At 71.8% G+C, this 20,329-nt stretch carries 22 protein-coding genes; 14 read left to right on the top strand and 8 right to left on the bottom strand.

What is annotated here, in order from left to right:
* Positions 1 to 2 precede the first annotated feature (2 nt).
* A complete protein-coding gene (locus ACFWV3_RS15055) occupies positions 3 to 815 on the bottom strand; it encodes an alpha/beta fold hydrolase (RefSeq protein ID WP_382411728.1) in 813 nt (270 codons plus the stop codon).
* Positions 816 to 998: 183 nt separating this feature from the next.
* Here ACFWV3_RS15055 and ACFWV3_RS15050 point away from each other — a divergent pair, with 183 nt between their 5' ends.
* Both ACFWV3_RS15050 and ACFWV3_RS15045 read left to right on the top strand, forming a co-directional pair.
* A complete protein-coding gene (locus ACFWV3_RS15050) occupies positions 999 to 1,631 on the top strand; it encodes a TetR/AcrR family transcriptional regulator (RefSeq protein WP_382411727.1) in 633 nt (210 codons plus the stop codon).
* Positions 1,632 to 1,667: 36 nt separating this feature from the next.
* Complete coding sequence (locus tag ACFWV3_RS15045) at positions 1,668 to 2,249, top strand: TetR/AcrR family transcriptional regulator (RefSeq protein ID WP_382411725.1); 582 nt, start codon at positions 1,668 to 1,670, stop codon at positions 2,247 to 2,249.
* Here ACFWV3_RS15045 and ACFWV3_RS15040 read toward each other — a convergent pair whose 3' ends face one another.
* Genes ACFWV3_RS15040 through ACFWV3_RS15030 form a run of 3 tightly spaced genes read right to left on the bottom strand, consistent with a single transcriptional unit; the run spans position 2,250 to position 4,771 of the window.
* Positions 2,250 to 3,182 (bottom strand): nucleoside hydrolase, encoded by a 933-nt coding sequence (locus tag ACFWV3_RS15040; RefSeq protein WP_382411724.1) that lies wholly within the window; start codon positions 3,180 to 3,182, stop codon positions 2,250 to 2,252.
* An 18-nt stretch (positions 3,183 to 3,200) separates the two neighbouring features.
* Positions 3,201 to 4,088: an AraC family transcriptional regulator gene (locus ACFWV3_RS15035; protein WP_382411723.1), complete on the bottom strand. Its 888-nt coding sequence runs from the start codon at positions 4,086 to 4,088 to the stop codon at positions 3,201 to 3,203.
* Complete coding sequence (locus tag ACFWV3_RS15030) at positions 4,079 to 4,771, bottom strand: hypothetical protein (protein WP_382411722.1); 693 nt, start codon at positions 4,769 to 4,771, stop codon at positions 4,079 to 4,081. Before ACFWV3_RS15030 ends, ACFWV3_RS15035 begins: the two co-directional genes overlap by 10 nt.
* On the opposite strand from ACFWV3_RS15030, the gene ACFWV3_RS15025 reads away from it, so the two are divergent.
* Positions 4,770 to 5,204: an acyl-CoA dehydrogenase family protein gene (locus ACFWV3_RS15025; RefSeq protein ID WP_382411721.1), complete on the top strand. Its 435-nt coding sequence runs from the start codon at positions 4,770 to 4,772 to the stop codon at positions 5,202 to 5,204. The two genes, ACFWV3_RS15030 and ACFWV3_RS15025, sit on opposite strands and share 2 nt — an antisense overlap.
* A 9-nt stretch (positions 5,205 to 5,213) precedes the next feature.
* Here ACFWV3_RS15025 and trpA read toward each other — a convergent pair whose 3' ends face one another.
* From trpA to trpM, 3 genes are read right to left on the bottom strand one after another with little or no spacing between them, the layout of a single operon-like run.
* The gene (trpA, locus tag ACFWV3_RS15020) at positions 5,214 to 6,023 is read right to left on the bottom strand and encodes a tryptophan synthase subunit alpha (protein WP_382411720.1); all 810 of its coding nucleotides are present in this window, start codon (positions 6,021 to 6,023) and stop codon (positions 5,214 to 5,216) included.
* A complete protein-coding gene (trpB, locus tag ACFWV3_RS15015) occupies positions 6,020 to 7,240 on the bottom strand; it encodes a tryptophan synthase subunit beta (protein WP_382411719.1) in 1,221 nt (406 codons plus the stop codon). Before trpB ends, trpA begins: the two co-directional genes overlap by 4 nt.
* 59 nt (positions 7,241 to 7,299) lie before the next feature.
* The gene (trpM, locus tag ACFWV3_RS15010; RefSeq protein WP_382411718.1) at positions 7,300 to 7,464 is read right to left on the bottom strand and encodes a tryptophan biosynthesis modulator TrpM; all 165 of its coding nucleotides are present in this window, start codon (positions 7,462 to 7,464) and stop codon (positions 7,300 to 7,302) included.
* 108 nt (positions 7,465 to 7,572) lie between these two features.
* On the opposite strand from trpM, the gene ACFWV3_RS15005 reads away from it, so the two are divergent.
* From ACFWV3_RS15005 to ACFWV3_RS14965, 9 genes are all read left to right on the top strand, one after another.
* On the top strand, positions 7,573 to 8,430 hold the full coding sequence (locus ACFWV3_RS15005) for an oxidoreductase (protein WP_382411717.1): 858 nt from the start codon (positions 7,573 to 7,575) through the stop codon (positions 8,428 to 8,430).
* Positions 8,431 to 8,467: 37 nt separating this feature from the next.
* Positions 8,468 to 9,088 (top strand): TetR/AcrR family transcriptional regulator, encoded by a 621-nt coding sequence (locus ACFWV3_RS15000; protein ID WP_382411716.1) that lies wholly within the window; start codon positions 8,468 to 8,470, stop codon positions 9,086 to 9,088.
* Positions 9,089 to 9,170: 82 nt separating this feature from the next.
* A complete protein-coding gene (locus ACFWV3_RS14995) occupies positions 9,171 to 9,602 on the top strand; it encodes an organic hydroperoxide resistance protein (RefSeq protein ID WP_382411715.1) in 432 nt (143 codons plus the stop codon).
* 26 nt (positions 9,603 to 9,628) lie between these two features.
* A complete protein-coding gene (locus tag ACFWV3_RS14990) occupies positions 9,629 to 10,174 on the top strand; it encodes a hypothetical protein (RefSeq protein WP_382411714.1) in 546 nt (181 codons plus the stop codon).
* 154 nt (positions 10,175 to 10,328) lie between these two features.
* Positions 10,329 to 11,660 (top strand): MFS transporter, encoded by a 1,332-nt coding sequence (locus ACFWV3_RS14985; protein ID WP_382411712.1) that lies wholly within the window; start codon positions 10,329 to 10,331, stop codon positions 11,658 to 11,660.
* 58 nt (positions 11,661 to 11,718) lie between these two features.
* Positions 11,719 to 12,447, top strand: a complete 729-nt coding sequence (locus tag ACFWV3_RS14980) for an alpha/beta fold hydrolase (protein WP_382411711.1) — start codon at positions 11,719 to 11,721, stop codon at positions 12,445 to 12,447.
* Positions 12,444 to 14,051, top strand: coding sequence for an FAD-dependent monooxygenase (locus ACFWV3_RS14975; RefSeq protein WP_382411710.1), 1,608 nt, complete (start codon positions 12,444 to 12,446; stop codon positions 14,049 to 14,051). The genes ACFWV3_RS14980 and ACFWV3_RS14975 overlap by 4 nt, the downstream gene beginning before the upstream one ends.
* A 19-nt stretch (positions 14,052 to 14,070) precedes the next feature.
* A complete protein-coding gene (locus ACFWV3_RS14970) occupies positions 14,071 to 16,185 on the top strand; it encodes a hydantoinase/oxoprolinase family protein (RefSeq protein WP_382411709.1) in 2,115 nt (704 codons plus the stop codon).
* A complete protein-coding gene (locus ACFWV3_RS14965; RefSeq protein ID WP_382411708.1) occupies positions 16,182 to 18,473 on the top strand; it encodes a hydantoinase B/oxoprolinase family protein in 2,292 nt (763 codons plus the stop codon). Before ACFWV3_RS14970 ends, ACFWV3_RS14965 begins: the two co-directional genes overlap by 4 nt.
* Here ACFWV3_RS14965 and ACFWV3_RS14960 read toward each other — a convergent pair.
* The gene (locus ACFWV3_RS14960; protein ID WP_382411707.1) at positions 18,409 to 19,125 is read right to left on the bottom strand and encodes a TetR/AcrR family transcriptional regulator; all 717 of its coding nucleotides are present in this window, start codon (positions 19,123 to 19,125) and stop codon (positions 18,409 to 18,411) included. The two genes, ACFWV3_RS14965 and ACFWV3_RS14960, sit on opposite strands and share 65 nt — an antisense overlap.
* 155 nt (positions 19,126 to 19,280) lie before the next feature.
* Here ACFWV3_RS14960 and ACFWV3_RS14955 point away from each other — a divergent pair, with 155 nt between their 5' ends.
* Entirely contained in the window at positions 19,281 to 19,649 is a 369-nt protein-coding gene (locus ACFWV3_RS14955) for a ketopantoate reductase family protein (RefSeq protein WP_382411706.1), read from the top strand.
* A gap of 204 nt (positions 19,650 to 19,853) precedes the next feature.
* On the top strand, positions 19,854 to 20,222 hold the full coding sequence (locus ACFWV3_RS14950; RefSeq protein ID WP_382411705.1) for a hypothetical protein: 369 nt from the start codon (positions 19,854 to 19,856) through the stop codon (positions 20,220 to 20,222).
* Positions 20,223 to 20,329 lie beyond the last annotated feature (107 nt).

Raw genomic sequence — 20,329 nt, 5'->3', positions numbered from 1 at the left:
GGTCACCTCTCCGCGGCGGCCGGACCGCCTCGCAGGAACTCGCGAACGATGTGGTTGAACTCGGGCGCGCGCTCGTACTGCACCCAGTGCCGGCAGTTCGGCAGCACGCGGAGCTCCGCGTCGGCGATGCCGTGCAGGATCCGCGGCGCCCAGCTCAGCGGCACGGTCTGGTCGTCCCGCCCCCAGACGAGCAACGTCGGCGCGCCGATGAGGCGGAGGTCCGGCGTCAGGTCGCCGAAGTTCGGGGGGATCGGCAGCTCGGGGTGGGCCCGCAGGCTCGACTCGTAGCGCTCGTCGATCAGCTCCTCGGTCGCCAGACTCTCGTCGTAGACCATGAGACGGACGAACTGCGCCATGGCGTCCCGTGACGGCTTTTCCGCTGCCATGTAACCGAAGAGGTGTTCAAGCCCTACAGGCCACGGCGGTGCGTCGGGCGGAAGAACACCTCCCGGCGCCATGAGCACAAGACGTTCCACGCGCTCCGGGTACTTCATGGCGATCCGCATCGCCACGGCACCGCCGTAGGAGTTGCCGACCAAGTGCGCGCGCTCGACCCCGAGAGCGTCCATCGCGCGCACGACCCGGTCCGCGGCGTGGAAGATCAACGGCTCGTCGGTCGCGGGCCTCGGCGACCGCCCCCAGCCCGGCAGGTCGACCACCACGTTCCGGTGGTCGGCGAAGGCGGGCAGGTTCCCGCCGAAGTTGCTCAGGCCGGTGGCGCCCGGCCCGGACCCGTGCAGCCAGACGACCGGGTGGCCGGACCCGGTGTCGGTGTAGGCCAGCTCCGCGTCTCCGACATCCACTGTGCTCGTCACTGTGCCGTCCCAGGGGTTGTATGTAACGCTCACTCTACAACTCGGGAGGGTGAGGAGCCAGACCCGGCAAGCGAAGCGGGACCGGTCACGGCATCCGCTTGATCAGCCCCGGCGCCGAGCAGGCAGGTCGACACCCGCCTCGGCCGCCCGGCTCGGCCCCGCAACGGATCTAGAATCGGGGCCATGGTGAGGCAACCCGGCTCCGCGCCGACCGCCGCCGGCCTGAACAGCCGCGACGTCATCCTGACCGCGGCACGTGCCCTGGTCGGCGAGAAGGGCTACGACGGCATGGCCGTCTCGGACCTGTGCGCGAAGTCCGGGCTGCCGGCGAGCTCGATCTACTACCACTTCGGCAACAAGCTCGGCGTGCTCGCGGCCCTGCTGGAGCGCACGTTCGAGGAGCTGCACACGCTGTTCCCCAGCCCGTCCGCGTTCGACCACCTGCCGCCGCTCGAACGGCTGGAGGCGTGGTTCTCGGCGGCGTGCGAGTCGCTCGACGAACGGCCGGACTACCTCCAGCTGCTGGTCGCGATCGGTGTCGGGCCGCAGAAGGACGCCGAGGCCGTGCAGGGGACCGTGCGGCGGATCCGCGACTTCGCCCACGCGTCGTGGGTGGACGCGTTGACGCCGGTGTTCGCGCCCGACGGGGACGAGGCCGGCGAGAAGCTGGTCCAGGAGCTGGCCGTGCTCGGGCGGGCGCTCACGGACGGGTTATCGGTGGCGAACAGCTTCGACGGCATCTCCTACGGGTCGCAGAGCGCCTCGTTCGTCGCGCTGGTCCGCGGCCTGGCCAGGCACCGCGATGTCGTCGCCTAGTGTGTACTGATCGTTCTTTCTGCTACTGTGGGCGTGATGGTGAACAACGGTCGAGGCCAGGTCTCCGAGGCGCGGACGCGCCTGCTCACGACGGCGTCCCAGATCTTCTACGCGGAGGGTCTGCACTCCGTCGGGATCGACCGCATCGTCGCCGAGGCGAAGGTGACCCGCGCGACGCTGTACCGGCACTTCGCCGGCAAGGACGAGCTGGTCGTCGCCTACCTCCAGACGGTCGCCGGGATGGAGCGCGACCAGTTCGCGCAGGCACTGGCGAGCGGTGAGTCCGCGTCCGACGTCCTGCGGGCCGTCGCCGCGTCGATCGCCGCCGGGATCGGGTCGCCCGGTTTCCGGGGCTGCGCCTTCCTCAACGCCGCCGCGGAGTACCCGGACCGGGCGCACCCGGTGCTGCAGACCGTGCTGGAGCACCGCGAGTGGTTCCTGAGCACCGTCAGCGACCTGTTCGCGCAGATCGACGAGCCGTCGGCCACGTCAGCGGGCAGGCACTTCATGATGCTGCGCGACGGGGCGATGGCGGCGGGGTGCCTGACCGACTCCGCTGAGGTCGGTGCCACGTTCGTCGCCGGTGTCGAGGGACTGCTCACCTACCGGTCGTCCTGATCAGCGGAGGGTCGCCACGGCCTCGCGCACCAGCTGCCAGAACCTCGGCACGTCCAGCGTGAGCGCGACGTCCGCGTTCGGTTCCTTGCCGAGCATGTCGTGCAGGTCGACCGCCGTGGCACCGGACGTGAACTCGCCCTTCGTCTCGATGTCGACGTGGCAGCGCCGGACCGTCGTCACGGCCCGGTCGATCGCGATGGCCACGGTGATCGGGTCGTGCAGCGGTGCCTCCGGCATGCCTTCGGCCACGTCGTAGGCGCCGCAGAAGAAGCGCAGCAGCTCGACGCCGAACGCGCTGGTCTCGTTGCCGATCCGCTGAATCGACTCGATCACCTGCTCGGTGACCAGGGCCTGGTGCGACACGTTCAGCCCGACCATGGTGAGCGGCAGGCCCGACTTGAAGACCAGGTCGGCGGCCTCGGGGTCGACCCAGGCGTTGAACTCGGGGTAGGCGCCGACGTTGCCGCGGCCCGTCGAGCCGCCCATCCAGATGATCTCCGCGATCCTGCCGCGCAGGTCGGGGCGGCGCTGGAGGAACGTCGCGATGTTGGTCAGCGGGCCCGTCGGGATCAGCGTCACCGGCTCCGGCGAGGCTTCGAGCAGGTCGGAGATCAGCTCGACGGCGCCGCGCGGGTCGAGCGGGACGGTGGGCTCTGGCAGCACGGGACCGCCGAGCGCGTTGTCGCCGTGGATCCAGGTCGCCGGTGTGAGCTCGCGCTGCAGCGGTTCGTCCGCACCGGCGGCCACCGGCACGCCCTCGACGCCCGCCACGGTGAGGGCGATGCGAGCGTTGGTCGTGGTGTGGTCGAGGCGGCCGTTCCCGCCGACCGTCGTGACGCCGAGGAGCGTGACGGCGGGGTTGCCGGCGGCGAGCCAGAGCGCGAAGACGTCGTCGTGGCCGGGGTCGCAGTCGATGATGACCGGGACGGGCATCGTGCTCCTTCCGTGAGGTCAGCGCGGGATCTGCTCGACGGGACCGGACGCGCGGTACCGGCCGGGCGGCATCCCGTACTCCCGGCGGAACGCCGCCGACAGCGCGAACTCCGTCGAGTACCCGACCTGCGGCGCGATCCGCGCCAGCGAGGTGTCGGTCTCCCGCAGCAGCTGGGCGGCGCGGCTGAGGCGCCAGCCCGTCACGTAGGCCATCGGCGGCTGGCCGACCGCGGTGGTGAAGAGCCGGGAGAAGGCGGCCCTGGGCATGCCCGCCACCTCGCTCAGCCCGCCGACCGTCCAGCGGTGGTGCGGCCTCTCGTGGATCTCGCGCACCGCCGCCGCGATGCCGGGGTGGGCCACCTCCGGCTCGCCGGACTCGTCGTGCCACTGCCGCAGCGCCTGGACGAGCACCAGGTCCAGGACCGCCCGCAGGGTGGCGCCGCTGCCGGGCCGGGACGCGGTGACGGTCGTGATCAGCATGCTGACCAGGGATCGCAGCTCGGGGTGGCGGTCGTAGTCGGGGGACAGCGTGATGAGCTCGGGCAGCGCGCGGAGGTACTGGGGCGGGCGCTGGTGTTCCAGGCGGTAGGCGCCGCACACGAACTCGAAGGCGGCGGGACCCGGTGCCGGCGGGAACGGGCCCATCTCGATCTCGGGCAGGTCCCGCAACGAGCCGGGGGTCGCGCTCAGGCCGTGCTCGCCGCCGGACGTGGTCAGGACGACGTCACCGGGCCGCAGCTCCACCGGGTCGTCGTGGGTGAGCAGCCAGCACGGGCCGGAGGTGATGATGTGGAAGCCGCTGCCGTCGAACGCGCCGAACCGGACGCCGGGCGCCTCCTGCCTGATCAGACGGGCGTTCGCGCTGCCCACGCGCACCGCGCGGATCACCTCGCTGATCAGGTCCACACCACCGAGTCTAGTGACGCGCGTATGAACCGGTGCCGCTCGCGCATGGCACGGCCCCCGAGAGCGGTGATTGAGTCGGAGAGGTGATCGAACACTCCAACACCGTTGCGGTCCTGCGCGCCCACGCGGCGAAAACCGAGGAGAACGACCGGCCCGCCGCCGAGGCACTGGAAGCGTTGCGCGAGAACGGTTCTCTCGCTCTGCGGACGCCGGGTGGCACCTGGGCGGACACCGAGACCGTCGCCCGGCACCTGACCGCTCTCGGTCGTGCCTGCCCGTCGACCTCGTGGGTCGCCGGCACGTGCGCCACCGCCAAGACCCTCGCCGCCCGCGCGTTCACCGGTGACGAGCTCTTCGCCGACCAGGACGCGCTCTTCTGCGGCTCGGGCGTGCCCGGCGGCCGCGGTGAGCGCGACGAGACGGGCGTGCGCGTCACCGGGCGCTGGCCGAACGTCTCCGGGTGCGAGGACGCGGTGTGGGCCATCCTCGGCGTGCTGGTCGACGGCGCGTTCTCCTTCGTCCTGGTGCGGACCGCCGACCTGACCGTCGAGCGCACGTGGCACGTGGCGGGCATGCGCGGCACCGGCAGCCACACCCTGGTCGCCGACGACCTGCGGGTGCCGGCCGAACGGGTCGCGGCGGCGGCTCCCTTCCCCCCCCAACGACAGGATGCTGTTCGCCATGACCGTGCTCGGCCCGGTCCTCGGCGCGGCGCAGGGCGCTCTCGACGCCGTGAACGCCATGTTCGCCTCGGACCGCAAGCCGTTCATGACCGCGTACACGCGCATGGGGGAGTCCCCCGGCGCGCGGCACTGGCTGGCGGAGGCCACCTACCTCGTGCAGCGCGCCGAGACCACGATGCTCGCGGTCGCCCGCGAGGCCGATGAGCGCGAACTGTCCGCCGAGGACGGTCCGCGGCTGCACCGGGCGCTCGCGGACGCCGGGCGGGACTGCCGGGCCGCCGTCGACCTGATGCTCGACCTGCACGGCTCCAGCGGGTTCCACACGTCGAACCCGCTGCAGCGCTTCTGGCGGGACGTCGCCGTCGGCAGCCGGCACCCGCACCTCAACCCGTACCTGGCCGTGGAGAACTTCGGCGCGGCACTCGCCGGCTGAACCGCGGACCTACGCCCGCACCCCGGCCACCAGCTCACCGGTGAGCCGGGCCAGCGCCGCCGTCCCCGCCACCGGGTCCGCCGCGTCGAGGAGCGTTCCCACCAGCGCAGATCCGACGATCACGCCGTCGGCGAACCCGGCGACGTGCGCGGCCTGACGGGCGTTCGACACGCCCATGCCGACGCACACCGGCAGGTCCGTGACCGCGCGGAGCCTGCCGGCGAGGACGGCGGCGGCCTCGTCCACCGAGTCACGGGTGCCGGTGACGCCCATCAGCGCCGACGCGTAGACGAACCCGGTGCCGGCCGCCGCCGTCTCCGCGAGCTGTGCGTCGGTGCTGCTCGGCGCGACCACGAACACGGTGGCGAGGCCGTGCCGCTCGGCCTCCCGGCGCCACGGTCCCGACTCGGCCACCGGCAGGTCTGGCAGCACGCAGCCCGCACCGCCGGCCTCGGCCAGTTCCCGCGCGAACCGCTCGACGCCGTAGCGCGACACGGGGTTCCAGTACGACATCACCAGCACCGGTTTGCCGCTGGCGGCGTGGACCTCGCGCACCGTGCGCAGGACGTCGGCGATCCGGACGCCGCCGCGCAACGCGATGTCGTCCGCGGTCTGGATCACCGGGCCGTCGAGGACCGGGTCGCTGTGCGGGAGGCCGACCTCGACGACGTCCGCACCCGCGTCGAGCGTCGCGAGGATCGCGGCGATTCCCCCGTCCACGGAAGGAAAACCGGCCGGGTGGTAGGTGACGAGTGCGGCCCGGCCGTCGCGTCGAGCGGCGGCGAGCGTGTCGGTGAGCAGCTGGACCTGGCCGGTCATCGCGCGGCCTCCTGTCCGAAGTGGAGGGACGCGGTGTCGAGGTCCTTGTCGCCGCGGCCGGAGAGGTTGACGAGCACCAGTGCGTCGGGGCCGAGCTCGGTGCCGAGCTGGAGCGCGCCGGCCAGGGCGTGTGCGCTCTCGATCGCCGGGACGATGCCCTCGGTCGCCGCGAGCAGCCGGAACGCGTGCATCGCCTCGTCGTCGGTGACCGGGCGGTACTCGGCGCGGCCGGACGAGTGCAGGTGCGCGTGCTCCGGGCCGACGCCGGGGTAGTCGAGCCCGGCGGAGATCGACCAGGCTTCGAGGATCTGACCCTCGTCGTCCTGCAGCACGTACGAACGCGAACCGTGCAGCACTCCCGGTTCGCCCGCCGACAACGACGCCGCGTGCTCCCCGCTCTCGACGCCGCGCCCGGCGGCCTCACAGCCGATCAACCGGACCGGGTCGTCGAGGAACGCGTGGAACAGGCCGATCGCGTTCGACCCGCCGCCGACGCACGCGACCGCCGCGTCGGGCAGGCGCCCGGTCCGTTCGAGCAGCTGGCGGCGGGCCTCGACGCCGATGACGCGCTGGAAGTCGCGGATCATCGCGGGGAACGGGTGCGGGCCCGCGACCGTGCCGAACAGGTAGTGCGTGTCCTCGGTGCGGGCGACCCAGTCGCGGAACGTCTCGTTGATCGCGTCCTTCAACGTCCGCGACCCGGACGTCACCGGGACGACCTCTGCGCCGAGAAGCTCCATGCGCGCAACGTTCACGGCCTGCCGCCTCATGTCCGTCTCTCCCATGTAGACGGTGCAGGAGAGGCCGGTCAGCGCGCACGCCGTGGCGGTCGCGACGCCGTGCGAGCCGGCGCCCGTCTCGGCGATGATCCGCGTCTTGCCCATCCGCTGCGCCAGAAGTGCCTGGCCCAGCGCGTTGTTCACCTTGTGCGAGCCGGTGTGGTTGAGGTCCTCGCGCTTGAGGAAGATCCGCGCGCCCCCGGCGTGGGCGGCGAAGCGCGGCACCTCGGTGAGCGCGCTCGGCCGGCCGACGTAGTTCACGAGCAGGTCCTCGAGCCGGGCGACGAACCCGGGATCAGCCTTGGCGCGCTCGTACTCGGCCGCCACCTGGTCGATGGCGGCGAGCAGGGCCTGCGGGACGAACCGGCCGCCGAACGCGCCGAAGTACCCGTCGGAGGAGGGAAGGCCGCCGGGGGCAGCCGGGAAGAAGGTGGTCATGGCGATGTGCTCCCGACCCGCGACAGGACGTCACGGGTTTTCGTGGGTGGTCAGGGGATTCAGCGATCCCGCGCGATGCGCGGCGCACGACGCCATCGCATCCCGTTGACCTGACCCGCCTCGGAGCCGATCACGTACCTCACCCGACGCCCGAGCACGCGCCGTGCGGGCGCGCGGCAGCCACGCGGCCGACGGCCACGGGCGAGGCGAACGGAGAGGGGCACGGACGCAGGTTTACCCGGAGACGCGGGGTTCCGGCAAGTGCGTTCCCCTCGCCGAAGAGAAAATCGACACAGTGTCGATTTTTGTCGACGAAGTGTAGATTCGGGGGCATGACGACTCGAACCTTCCTGATCACCGGCGTCAGCAGCGGTCTCGGCCGGGCCTTCGCCGAGGGTGCGCTGGCCGCCGGTCACACCGTGGTCGGCACTGTCCGCAGGTCCGATGACCTGCGGAAATTCGAAGCACTGGCGCCAGGGCGCGCCCACGCGAGGCAGCTCGACGTGACCGACGACGACGCGGTGTTCGCCGTCGTGGCCGAGGTCGAGCGCACGGTCGGCCCGATCGACGTGCTGATCGCCAACGCCGGCTACGGGCACGAGGGAGTCTTCGAGGAGTCCTCGATGGCCGACCTGCGCGCCCAGTTCGACGCGAACGTGTTCGGCGTCGCGGCCACCGTCCACGCGGTGCTGCCGGGCATGCGCGCACGGCGTTCGGGACACGTCCTCGCCGTCAGCTCGATGGGCGGGCTGATGAGCGTGCCGGGCCTGTCGTACTACTGCGCGAGCAAGTACGCGGTCGTCGGCCTGCTCGAGTCGCTGGCCAAGGAGGTCAGGAGCTTGGGCGTGCGCGTGACGATCATCGAGCCCGGTTCGTTCCGCACGGCCTGGGCCGGTGGCTCGATGGTCCGCAGTGAGCGGTCGATCGCCGACTACGACGAGCTGTTCGACCCGATCCGCGCCGCCCGCCAGGCCGCGAGCGGTCACCAGCTGGGCGACCCGGCGAAGGCGGCCCAGGCAGTGCTGCGGGTGGTCGAGGCGGACGACCCGCCGGTGCACCTCGTCCTCGGCTCGGACGCGTTGCGGCTCGTCGGCGCCGGCCGGGCCGCGGTCGACGCGGACATCACGGCGTGGGAGGAGCTCTCGCGGTCGACGGACTTCCCGGACGGCCACCAGATCGCGGCGAACTGACCGCGTGCCATCCTGAGGACGACGGAGGGGGCGGACGATGCCGGAGCAGACCAGGGCGGGCCGGCGGCGGTCGGCCGCACCGTCCAAAGGGGACCTGCGCGAGCAGCGGATCCTCGACGGACTCGCGGAGCTGCTGGCCGCCAAGGGCTTCGACGCGCTCACGATCAACGACCTCGCGGAACGCGCCGGGATCTCCCGCGCCTCCACGTACTTCTACTTCAGCTCGAAGCAGGAGGCGCTGGTGGCCCTGTTCGCGCGGACGATCGAGGCGCTACGCGAGAAGTCCCGCGCGGCGGCGGGCGACCCCGCGGAGCCGGAGGACGCGATCGCGACGGCCATGACGCGCACCCGTGACCGCTGGCACGAGCACGGCCTGGTCATGCGGGCCGCGATCGACCAGTCCCCGGCGATTCCGGAGCTGGCGGCGTTGTGGCAGGAGACCGCGGACATCTTCGTCGACGCCATCGCGACGATCCTCGTGCGCGCCGGGGCGGATGCCGGTGACGGTCCCGGTGGGGCGCAGGCCGTCGCGCGCGCTCTGTGCTGGATGGTGGAGCGGACGTTCTACCACGCTTCGGCGCAGTCGCCCGAGGCTCTGGACCAGGCGTCGGAGACCTGCCGGGTGGTGTGGCTGCGCACCGCGGGGTTGGAGAGGTAGAACGTTCGGTCTTGACGGCGGGGTGGCACGTGCGACAGGATTGCTCGCGATAGAACGTTCGGTATCGCGAAAGGATCCCGTCATGAGCGCACCCCTGTACACCGGTATCGCCACCTCCACCGGCGACGGCAGGGCCGGAGGCCAGGCCAGGACCGACGACGGCCTGCTCGACGTCCGGCTGGCCATCCCGAAGGAGATGGGCGGCCCCGGCGGCGCCACCAACCCGGAGCAGCTGTTCGCCGCGGGCTGGGCGTCGTGCTTCCACTCGGCCCTCAAGGCCGTCGCCGCGCAGCGCAAGGTCCAGGTCAGCGACTCCGCGGTGATCGCGGAGGTGCAGGTCCACGCGACGCCGGAGGGCGGGTTCACCCTCAGCGCCGACCTCCACGTCGAGCTGTCCGGGGTGGACCAGGCGACCGCCGACGACCTGGTCGAGGCCGCCCACGCGATCTGCCCGTACTCCAACGCCACCCGCGGCAACATCCCCGTGACGGTCGACGCGACCGTCGCGCTCTGAACCCCCTTCGACGACAAGGAAGTCCTGTGACCACCACCGGTGCCGCCGCGTCCCTGCGACGGCTGTACTTCGTCCGCGCCGCCTTCGCCCTCGTCTGGGCCGCCCTGGTCGCCCTGACCGTCAAGGAGTACGGGCCCCTCGGCGTGGCGCTGCTCGTCCTCTACCCGCTGTTCGACGTGGCCGCGGCCGTCGTCGACGCACGGGCGTCCAAGCAGTCCCAGAACGTGACGGGCCTGTACCTCAACATCGTCATCAGCCTGCTCGCGGCCGGTGGCATCGCCTTCGCCGGCGGCATCCCCGGCGTCCTGCGGGTCTGGGGCGCCTGGGCGATCGTGGCGGGGCTCGTGCAGCTCGCCGTCGGTGTCAGCCGGCGCAAGATGGGCGGGCAGTGGCCCATGATCCTCAGCGGCGGGATCTCGGTCGGCGCCGGCACGTCGTTCATCCTGATGGCCTCCCAGTCGCAGGCCACCCTCGCGAGTGTCGCGGGCTATGCGACGCTCGGCGGCATCTTCTTCCTGGTCTCGGCGATCCGCCTGGGCACCGCCGCCAAGAAGGCCGCCGCGACAGCCTGAGCACGACCTGTCTGAGCACGACCGACCTGGTACTGCCGGCCTGGGCACGTCCCGCCCAAACGACCGTGGCCAACGTCTGCCCGCAGTTGTAGAGTGAGCGTTACATACAACGTCGGGGGCCTGGTCAACCGTCGCAACGAAGCGAGGTCCGAGCGTGAACGTTCTCGAGCAGGTCAGAAACTCACCGATGAGCCGCGCCCAGGTCCAGGCGGTCGCGCTCTGCCTGGTGATGAACGTGGTGGACGGGTTCGACCTCCTGGTCACGTCCTTCGTCGGGCCGTCCGTCACGAAGGAGTGGGGCCTGTCCCCGTCGTCGGTGGGCGTGCTGCTCAGCGGCGGTCTCGCCGGCATGGCGGTCGGCGCGCTGTTCCTGGCGCCGTTCGCCGACCGGATCGGGCGGCGCCGGATCACCCTCGCGAGCCTCGCGCTGGCGTCGCTCGGCATGCTCGCCGCGGCCTTCACCCAGGACCTCGGGCAGCTGCTCGCGGCCCGCGTGGTGACGGGCGTCGCGGTGGGCACGATGGCGGCGAGCCTGCCGGTGCTCACCTCCGAGTACGCGAACAACCGGCGCAAGGGGCTCGCGGTCGCGCTGATCACGACCGGCTACGGGCTCGGGTCGGTGATCGCGGGCCTGTCCACGAGCGTGCTGGTCGGCTCGCTGGGCTGGCGGTCCGTGTTCGTCTTCGGCAGCCTGGCCACGGCGGTGCTGTTCACCGTCGGGCTGCGGTTCCTGCCGGAGTCGATGGACTACCTCGTCGCCCGCCGGCCGCACAACGCGCTGGAGCGGTTCAACCGGATCCTCGTCTCGATGGGACGCGAGCCGGTCGACGAGCTGCCCGCGGGCACCCCGTCGTCGCGCAAGGTCGCGCTGGAGTCGTTGTTCCGCGGTGGGAACGCCGTCCGGACCGTGCTGGTCTGGCTCGCGTTCACGGCGGCGCAGACGGCGTTCTACTTCGCCAGCTCCTGGACGCCCACCCTGTTGCTGAAGGCGGGGATGTCCGCGCAGCAGGGCATCAGCGGCGGCATCCTGTTCAGCCTCGGCGGCATCACCGGCGCTGCGCTGCTCGGGCTGCTGGCGTCCAGAGTGGAGGCTCGCCGGCTCACCGCGGTGTACTTCTGCCTCGGCGCGGTCGCCCTCGTGCTGTTCTCGCTGTCGCTCGGCACGCTCGCGGTGGCCCTGGTCGTCGCCGTCCTGGTCGGGCTCTTCCTCAACGGGACGATCTCCGGCATCAACGTCATCGTCCCGTCGATCTACCCGGTCGAGTCGCGGGCGACGGCGCTGGGCATGGCGGTCGCCGTCAGCAGGCTCGGTGCCGTCCTCGCGCCGCTGTTCGCCGGGTACCTCGTGCAGGCGGGCTGGGAGCCGGGCTCGATGTACCAGGTGTTCACGATCCCGGCGTTGGTCGGTGCCGCCGCGACGTTCCTGCTGACCCGGTTCGGCCGCGGCACGTCCCGGCCGGTCGTCGCCGAGCAGGCCGTCGCCTGACGTGCGCCCGGCGGCGTCGCGGGTGAAGGTGCAGGTCTTCAAGCCGAGGAGGAGTCAGGTGCCCGACGTTCCGCTCGTCCTGCTGCACGGTGGTGGGCCGGGGGTCGACGCCGTCAGCAACTGGGCGGCGACGGCGAACCGGCTGCCGTTCCGCTGCGTCGCGCCCGACCTCCTCGGCTTCGGCACCCGGATCGTCGAGGGGCCGGACGGGCCGCGGGCGTGGGCGAGAGCGCGGGCGGACCAGGTGCTCGCGTTGCTCGACCGGGAGGGCTTGGAGGTGGTGAACCTCGTCGGCAACTCCGCCGCCGGTGGTGCCGCCGCGCTGGCCCTCCTGGCCGCCGCACCAGAACGGGTCGGGCGCGCGGTCGTGATGGGCGGCGCGGGCACCGGACCGTTGCCCGCCGAGGTGCCCTTCTACGACGAGCCGACGAAGGAGTCCATGCGGGCCACCCTCGGCCGCCTGGTCGCCGACGAGAGCGTGCACCGCGACCTGCTCGACGACCTGACCCGCGTCCGCTTCGACCAGGCCCTGCGTCCCGGCGCGGAGAAGGCCTTCCGGTCGATGTTCGGCGCGGACACCGCGCCGCTCGACCTCACGACGATCACCACCCCGGTCCTCGCCCTGCACGGCGAACGCGACCGGGTCTCCCCGGTGGAGGTGTCCGAACGCCTCGCCGCCGCCCTGCCGCACGGCCGGCTCGCCGTGGTGGCCGGGGCGGGCCACTGGATCCACGTCGACCGCCCGGACGAGTTCTGCCGGCTGGTAGAGGAGTTCATCAGCGCATGACACCGCAGACGAGCAGTGCCGTCCTGGTCGTGGGGGCCGGTCCCACCGGGCTGACCCTCGCGGTCGACCTCGCCCGGCGCGGCGTGCCGTGCCACGTCGTCGAGGCGTCCGAGCGGCGGGCGGAGAACCCGCGCTGCAACACGACGTCCGCCCGGTCCATGGAGATCTTCCGCAGGCTCGGCCTCGCCGACGACATCCGGCGGGCGGGGCTGCCGGCGGAGTACCCGACGTCGATCCAGTACCGCACGACCCTGCTCGGCGAGGAGATCTTCCGCCTCGACCTGCCGTCGGCGGGGGACGTGCTGGCGGGTGCGGGCAGGGAGAACTGGCCCACGCCCGAGCCGCAGCACCGGATCTCCCAGCTCTACCTCGAACCCCTCCTCGAAGAGCACGCTCGCGGACTTCCCGGCGTCACGCTGGAACGTGGCACGCGGCTGGTCGGGCTGACGCAGCACGACGACCACGTGGAGGTCGTGCTGGAGTCGGCGGGGGAGAGCCGCGTCGCCCGGTTCGCCTACGTGGTGGGCTGCGACGGTGCGCACAGCGCGGTCCGCCGTCAGCTCGGCATCCGGTACGAGGGCGTGGACGCCATCCAGAAGTTCGTGTCGACGTTCGTCCGCTCGCCCGAGCTGGGGGAGATCGCCGCACGGGACAGGGCGTGGACGTACTGGACGCACGGCCGCCGGCAGGCGTCGCTGATCGCCATCGACGGGAAGTCGTTGTGGCTCAACCACGTCGCGTTCCCGCCGGACCACGACACCGAGTCGGAGGACCCCGAGCAGCTGCTGCGGGAGTCCGTCGGCGCGCCCGTCGGTCACGAGGTGATCGGGGTCGTCCGCTGGACCGGGCGGCAGCTCGTCGCCCAGCGGTACGGCCGGGGGCGGGTGTTCCTCGCCGGGGACGCCGCCCACATCTGGATCCCGGTCGGCGGGTTCGGCATGAACGCCGGCATCCAGGACGCGGCGACGCTCGGCTGGATGCTCGCGGCGGTCTGCCGGGGCTGGGCACCACCTGAGCTGCTGGCCGCCTACGAGCTGGAACGCAAGCCGGTGGGCGAGCAGTTCGCCCAGGCGGTGGGCCTGGCCGCGCGCAGGTCGCTCGCGGGTTTCTCGCCGGACATCCACCTGCCCGGCGCCGAGGGAGAAAGTGCCCGCGCCGAGTTCGCCGAACGGCTCGCCGTCACCGAACCGGCCCGGTACTCGCCGGACGGGTTCAGCTTCGGCTACCACTACGCGGGCTCGCCGCTCGTGATCGGTGGCGAGGACCAGGCCATCACGATGGGCGACTACCAGGACCACGCGCGGCCGGGCTTCCGGTTGCCGCACGCGTGGCTCGACGACGGCCGGTCGACGCTCGACGTGCTCGGCCCGGACTTCACCCTGGTGCGCACCGACACCACCGTCGACCCGGCGGAGTGGGTCGCGGCGGCACGAGACGTCGGCGTGCCTCTGACCGTGGTCGACCTGCCCGGCGGAGACCGTTACCCCGCAGCACTTCTGCTCGTGCGACCGGACCAGCACGTCGCCTGGATGGGCGCGGCCGACGTCCGTCCCGACGAGCTCCTGCACACCGCCACCGGACGCGTCCCCGCCCACCAGGCCTAGGAACCACAGGAGAACGCACATGCCTTACGCACTGGGCATCGACGTGGGCGGCACGTTCACCGACGCCGTGGCGTCCGACGGAGCCGGCCGGATCGTGTCCGCGAAGACCCCGACCACCCCGCCGAACCGCGAGGTCGGCGTCATGAAAGCGATCGAGGACCTCGCCGCCGAGCTCGGCATCGGCGTCGGCGAGCTGCTCTCGCAGACCGACTACATCGCCCACGGCACCACGGCCTCGATCAACGCCCTCGTCCAGGGCGAGGTCGCCGACGTCGGGCTGATCGCCACCAAGGGCCACCGCGACGCGATCTACATCATGAACGCCGAGGGCCGCACGCTCGGCCGGTCGGCGCACGAGATCCAGGACACCCTGCGGCAGCGCAAGCCGAAGCCGTTGATCCCCAAGTACCGGGCGCTCGAGGTGACCGAACGGGTCGACTACAGCGGCAGGGTCCTCGTTCCGCTGGACGAGGACGAGGTCCGCCGCGTCGCACGGTCCCTGGTGGACCAAGGCGTCGAGGCGATCGCCGTGTGCCTGTTGTGGTCGTTCAAGAACCCGGCCCACGAGCAACGGGTCCGCGAGCTGGTCCACGAGATCGCGCCCGACCTGTACGTCACGCTGTCGTCCGAGGTGAGCCCGCGCATCCGCGAGTTCTCCCGCACCTCCACCACGATCATGAACGCCCAGGTGGGCCCGCGGCTGCGCACCTACCTGCTGCCGTTGCAGAAGCAGCTGGAGCAGGGCGGGCTCAAGGGACCACTGCTCGTGATGCAGAGCGAGGGCGGCACGATCACCGCCGACCGGGCGCCCGAACACGCCATCACCACGATCGGCTCGGTGCTGTCCGGCGGGGTGATCGGCGGGATGCGGCTGGCCGGACAGCTGGGGCACCGCAACGTGATCACCACCGACGTCGGCGGCACGACGTTCCTCGCGGGGCTGATCGTCGACGGCGAACCGGTGATGGCACCCGGCTCGATCGTGAACCAGTTCCCGATCAACGCGGCGACGATCCGCGTGCACACCATCGGGTCCGGCGGCGGCGCCCTCGCGTCGGTGGACGCGGGCGGCAACCTCCGCCTCGGCCCGCAGAGCGCGGAAGCCGTGCCCGGACCGGCCTGTTACGGCAACGGCGGCACGCGGCCCACCAACACCGACGCGAACCTGGTGCTGGGCATCCTCAGCGAACGCGGGCTGCTCGGCGGCCGTAAGCCGCTGCGGCTGGACCTGGCGCGCGAGGCGATCCGCGAGCACGTGGCCGAGCCGCTCGGGCTCACCGTCGAGGAGGCCGCGATCGCGATCCACGAGGTGCAGAACGCCCAGGCGGGCGACCTGCTGCGGCGCGCCGTCGTGCAGGCCGGCTACGACCCGCGGGACTTCGTCGCGTACGCGTTCGGCGGTGCCGGACCCGCCCACTGCGCGGGGTACTGCCAGGACCTCGGCGTGCGGGAGGTCGTGGTGCCGCTGGGTCCTGTCGCCTCGGCGTTCTCCGCCTACGGGCTCGCCGCGTCCGATGTCGCGCTGAGCGCCGAGCTGTCGGACCCGTCGTCGTTCCCCGTCGACCGCGCGGTGCTGGAGTCGCACTACGACCGGCTCGAAGCCGACCTGCAGCGGGCGCTCGACCGGCAGAAGGTCAAGTTCCACGACGTGAAGCTGTACCGCGAGGTCGACCTGCGGTACTCGATGCAGGTCACCGAGCTGGCGACGGCCGTGCCGGACGCGGAGTTCACCGAGCGCACGGGGGACGAGATCCTCGAACGGTTCGAGCAGCAGTACGAGCGCATCAACGGCAGCGGCGCCGGCTACCGCGAGGCCGGCGTGCAGGCGATCACCTACCGCGTGCGGGCCAAGGCGGGGCTCGGGTTCCCGGTGGCCCTGCCGGAGGTGCCGGAAGCCGGAAGCACCGACCCCGCACCGGCTCTGGCAGGGGAGCGGCCGGTGTGCCTCGACTCGCGGCTCGGGTTCGTCACGACCCCCGTCTACGACTACGCGCGGCTTCGTGCCGGGCACGTGCTGGAGGGCCCGGCGGTCGTCGAGGTCCCGACCACCGTCGTCGTGGTGCCGGACGGCGTCACCGGCCGCGTCGACCACCTCGGCAACCTCGTGCTGCGCTACCAGGGAGAACAGTCATGACATCCAGGATCCCCGGCGCGGACGAGTTCACCAGCCGCCCCCTCCCGCGCGAGGAGCTGCTGCGGCAGATCTCGCCCTCGCTGCGACTGCACCAGGTCGAGGACGAGCAGGTCGACGCGCTGACCTACGAGGTCGTGCGGCACCGGCTCTGGGCGATCACCCAGGAGATGGGCGAGACGCTGCGCCGGATGTCCGGCTCGCACGTCGTCACGGAGTCCAACGACTTCAACTTCTCCATCTGCGACGAGCTCGGCGAACAGGTCCAGGTCGGCACCTACAACATCGGCCTGATCGGGTCGATGGACCTCGCCATCACCTGGACGCTGCGCCACCGCGGCGACAACCCCGGCATCGCCGAGGGCGACATGTTCCTGTGCAACGACCCGTGGATCGGCGGTGGCCTGCACCAGAACGACGCCGCCGTCCTCGCCCCGATCTTCCACGACGGCGAGCTGTTCGGCTGGACCACCGCGATCGCCCACCAGGTCGACCTCGGCGGCCCGCGGCCCGGTTCGTTCAGCCCGTCGGCGCAGGACGTGTTCGGCGAGGCCGTTCCCACGCCGCCGATGAAGGTCGTGCGCGGGGGAGTGCTGCAACGCGACGTCGCCGACGCGTGGGTGCGGCGGTCGCGGCTGCCGCACCTGGTGGGCCTCGACCTGCGGGCCAAGATCGCCGCCAACAAGAACGCGGTCGACCAGGTCCTCCGGCTGATCACCAAGTACGGCGCCGACGAGGTCAAGGTCGTGATGCGCCGGATGATGGACGACGCCGAACACCGGTTGCGCGCCAAGCTCTCCGGGCTGCCCGACGGCACGTGGTCGGCGGTCGGGTACCAGGAGCAGTCCGGGACCGGCGACCGGAACCTGCACGCCATCCACGTCGCCATGACCAAGCAGGACGACAGGCTCGTCTTCGACTTCCGCGGCACAGCGGGGCAGACCGGCATCATCAACTGCCCGTACCCCGGTCTGCGGGCCGGGATCGTCTTCACGATGCTGCCGTTGCTCGCGGGCGACATCCCGTGGGCGGCCGGCGGCCTGATGCGCTGCTTCGAGATCATCACCGACGAGGACACGATCACCAACGCGTCGTTCCCCGCCGCGGTGGGGAAGGGACCGTTCGGACCGGCGTGGGGAGCGGGCAACCTGGTCGCCGAGGTGCTGGCGCGGATGCTCGACGCGGAACCCGACCACCGCGCGGACGTCCAGTCGATCTGCAACGGCACCACGGACCTCTGCGTCGTGTCCGGTGTGGACGTTCGCGGCGGCGGGAGCAAGCGCTTCGTGTCACCGGTCTTCGACGTGATGGCCGGCGGGTACGGCGCCCAGGTGCACCACGACGGCGTCGACACCGGCGGCCGCCTGATCATCCCGTCCGCGCGGGCGCCCGACGTCGAGATGACCGAGTACCTCTACCCGCTCGTCGCGCTGTGGCGGCGCGAGCAGACCGACTCCGGCGGCCCCGGCAGGCAGCGCGGTGGCATGAGCGGCTCGGTCTGCTACGTCCAGCACCCGGACCAAAGTGGACGGATGTCGCTCGTCGTGTCCGGCAACGGCAAGGCGGCCAACCAGAACGTCGGCCTGGCGGGCGGCTACCCCGGCAACTCGCAGCTCGACCTGGTGGTCCGCGGCATCTCCTCGCCGCAGGCGACGGCCCTGCCCACCGACCTCGGCGAGCTGGGTGGCGAGGTCGAGGTGCTGCCGTGCGAGGGCGAGTCGGACCTCGGTCCCGGCGACGCGCTGTACCTGCACTGGCAGGCGGGCGGCGGCTACGGCGACCCTTTGCTGCGCCCGGCGGACAGCGTCGGCGAGGACGTGCGGCAGGCGCGTGTGTCGGCTGAGGCGGCGAGGGACGTCTACGGCGTCGTGGTGGAGGACGGCGAGGTGGACCCCACCGCCACCGAGGACGCCCGTGCGGCACTGCGGCGCCGGCGTGCGACCGACGCGGGACTGACGGGCTCGGCGTTGAAGGTGATCAGCCCGGCGGACCTGACTGGTGCCCGCCGGCTCGACGACAACCTGGCCGTGCTCGACACCGAGGTGGTGTGCGTGCAGTGCGGCACCTCGATCGGACCGGTGGAGGGCGGTGCCTTCGTGGACGCGCTGGCCCGCCGCGAGACGGCGCCGACCGAGGCCGGACCGCACATCTGGCACGACCCGGCGGAGTACGTCGACCAGGAGATCGTCTTCCGGCAGCTGCTGTGCCCCGGCTGCCTGACCGCCGTCAGCTCGCGCGTGGTCCCGGTCGGGCACCCGCTGCCGCGCGACGAGTACCGGACCCGGACGTGAGGTGGTCGACCAGGCCGAGCGTGCTGGCCGGGGGCAGCGGAGCGCCGCCGTCGGTGCCGAACGCCTGGAGGAGGTAGTCGACGAGCCGCCGCGAGAGGTCGTGGGCGTGCTCCGGCGGTGCGGTGCGCAGACCGTTGTTCGCGAGGACGAGCATGATCAGGTCGCTGACCGCGAAGTCCCGCCGGAGCCGGCCGCTGTCCTGCGCGCGCCGCACGAGCGTGTGGAACGCGGACTCGGCGGCCTCCCGCTGGTGCTGGTGGTCGGTGGCGAACGACGAGAGGAACGCCTCGGTGAAGCCGCGGTCCTCGAGCTGCTCGGCGCACATGAGCTCCAGCAGCCGCCGGAACCCGTTCCACGCGTCGGGGTCGGCGACGGCGTCCTCCAGCAGCGCCTCGCAGTGCGCCCGTTGCTCGGCGAACACCTCGGCCATCAGCGCCTCCCGGCTGGGGAACCGCCGGAACAGCGTCGCCACCCCGACCCCCGCGCGCCGGGCGATGGTGCTCATCGGGACGTCGATGCCGCGCGCGCGGAACAGCTCGCGCGCCGCCTCGACGATGCGGGCGCGGTTGCGGGCGGCGTCGCTGCGCAGATCGGTGCTGCGCAGCTCACCACTGGGCAGATCGCTGCTGGGCAGATCGCTCGGGTCGGCCATTCCTCCAGTCAACCCGAACCGGAAAAGGATTTCCAGTTCGGGAACTGAGTCGGCCGCGCGGGCGTCGTTCTCACTTCCGGTCAAGCGGACGATGTTTTCCACTTCCCGGTCTACGGTGGAGTCATCCCATTTCGGCGGAGATCGAGGAATGCTCGATGAGAATTCTCATGTTCGGCCGCGGCACGATCGCGGCCCTCTACGGCTGGGCGTTCGAGAAGGCGGGTCACCACGTCGACTTCTACGTCCGGCCCGGCAGGACGGCCCAGCTGGGGACCGAGGTCGACCTGGACATCCGGGACGGGCGCAGGAAGGGTGCCGAGGTCGCGGAGCGGTGGCAGATCAGCACGATCGAGGAGCTGGCCGCCGGGCACGACTACGACCTCGTCCTGGTCAGCGTGAACCCCGACCAGCTGGACGGCGCCGTCGAGTTCCTGCGCACCCGCCTCGGCGGGGCCACCGCGCTGATGTTCGGCAACGTCTGGGAGGACCCCGCGGCCGTGGTCTCGCCGTTGCCCGCCGACTAGGTCGTCTGGGGCTTTCCCGGCGGCGGGGGCGGGTTCACCGGCTCCCGGCTCACCGGCGGAGTGGTGAAGAGCGTCTTTCTCGGGTTTTGCGACGATTCGAACCGCGGCGCTCGTTACGAGGCCGTGCGCGGTCTGTTCAAGAATGCGGGATTCTCGGTTTCGCAGGTTCGCGACATCCGCAGCTGGTTGTGGTTCCACTTCATCATGGACGCCGGTCTGCTGGCGAAGGTGCTGTCCGTCGGAGGGCTGGACGCTTTCGTGGGGTCGCGTGCGGCCATCGGCGAGTCCGTGCTGCTCATCCGCGAGATGATCCCGCTGATGAAGGCCAGGGGCGGCACGCCGCGCATCGGGGCCGCGCTCGTGTCGAGGGTGCCCGTGGGTCTGCTGGCGTTCGTCCTGCAGAAGGTCCTCGGCGGCGACAACCTGGCCGCGTTCTTCTTCCGGCAGCTGGAACGCACCGGTCAGCTCGACCGCTACCTCGCGGGTCTCTACGCCCGGGACGTGCTGGCGGAGGCGCGGCGGCGCGGGATGAGGCTGCCCGGGCTCGAAGCTCTGGAGCCGGCGTTCGCCTGAGTCTCGTGGTCCGTGACGAAGCCGATAGGGAGAACGTTCTGTCTTGACATGGCGGCGCCGAGCCGACATGCTCTTGCTAGATAGAACGTTCGTTCTCTCGCTTCGGA

The organism is Lentzea sp. NPDC059081, from assembly GCF_042738015.1.
Taxonomy (GTDB): domain Bacteria; phylum Actinomycetota; class Actinomycetes; order Mycobacteriales; family Pseudonocardiaceae; genus Lentzea.
This window is presented reverse-complemented; position numbering and strand designations above follow the sequence as displayed.

Excerpts from the sequence above, each read along its gene's own strand:
- ACFWV3_RS14960 (WP_382411707.1), bottom strand. The coding sequence starts at position 19,125 with ATGGCCGACCCGAGCGATCTGCCCAGCAGCGATCTGCCCAGTGGTGAG.
- ACFWV3_RS14995 (WP_382411715.1), top strand. The coding sequence starts at position 9,171 with ATGAGCGCACCCCTGTACACCGGTATCGCCACCTCCACCGGCGACGGC.
- ACFWV3_RS15030 (WP_382411722.1), bottom strand. The coding sequence starts at position 4,771 with ATGGCGAACAGCATCCTGTCGTTGGGGGGGGAAGGGAGCCGCCGCCGC.
- ACFWV3_RS15000 (WP_382411716.1), top strand. The coding sequence starts at position 8,468 with ATGCCGGAGCAGACCAGGGCGGGCCGGCGGCGGTCGGCCGCACCGTCC.
- ACFWV3_RS14970 (WP_382411709.1), top strand. The coding sequence starts at position 14,071 with ATGCCTTACGCACTGGGCATCGACGTGGGCGGCACGTTCACCGACGCC.
- trpA (WP_382411720.1), bottom strand. The coding sequence starts at position 6,023 with ATGACCGGCCAGGTCCAGCTGCTCACCGACACGCTCGCCGCCGCTCGA.
- trpB (WP_382411719.1), bottom strand. The coding sequence starts at position 7,240 with ATGACCACCTTCTTCCCGGCTGCCCCCGGCGGCCTTCCCTCCTCCGAC.
- ACFWV3_RS15005 (WP_382411717.1), top strand. The coding sequence starts at position 7,573 with ATGACGACTCGAACCTTCCTGATCACCGGCGTCAGCAGCGGTCTCGGC.
- ACFWV3_RS14950 (WP_382411705.1), top strand. The coding sequence starts at position 19,854 with ATGGACGCCGGTCTGCTGGCGAAGGTGCTGTCCGTCGGAGGGCTGGAC.
- ACFWV3_RS15025 (WP_382411721.1), top strand. The coding sequence starts at position 4,770 with ATGACCGTGCTCGGCCCGGTCCTCGGCGCGGCGCAGGGCGCTCTCGAC.
- ACFWV3_RS14965 (WP_382411708.1), top strand. The coding sequence starts at position 16,182 with ATGACATCCAGGATCCCCGGCGCGGACGAGTTCACCAGCCGCCCCCTC.
- ACFWV3_RS15040 (WP_382411724.1), bottom strand. The coding sequence starts at position 3,182 with ATGCCCGTCCCGGTCATCATCGACTGCGACCCCGGCCACGACGACGTC.
- ACFWV3_RS14975 (WP_382411710.1), top strand. The coding sequence starts at position 12,444 with ATGACACCGCAGACGAGCAGTGCCGTCCTGGTCGTGGGGGCCGGTCCC.
- ACFWV3_RS15050 (WP_382411727.1), top strand. The coding sequence starts at position 999 with ATGGTGAGGCAACCCGGCTCCGCGCCGACCGCCGCCGGCCTGAACAGC.
- ACFWV3_RS14955 (WP_382411706.1), top strand. The coding sequence starts at position 19,281 with ATGAGAATTCTCATGTTCGGCCGCGGCACGATCGCGGCCCTCTACGGC.
- ACFWV3_RS15045 (WP_382411725.1), top strand. The coding sequence starts at position 1,668 with ATGGTGAACAACGGTCGAGGCCAGGTCTCCGAGGCGCGGACGCGCCTG.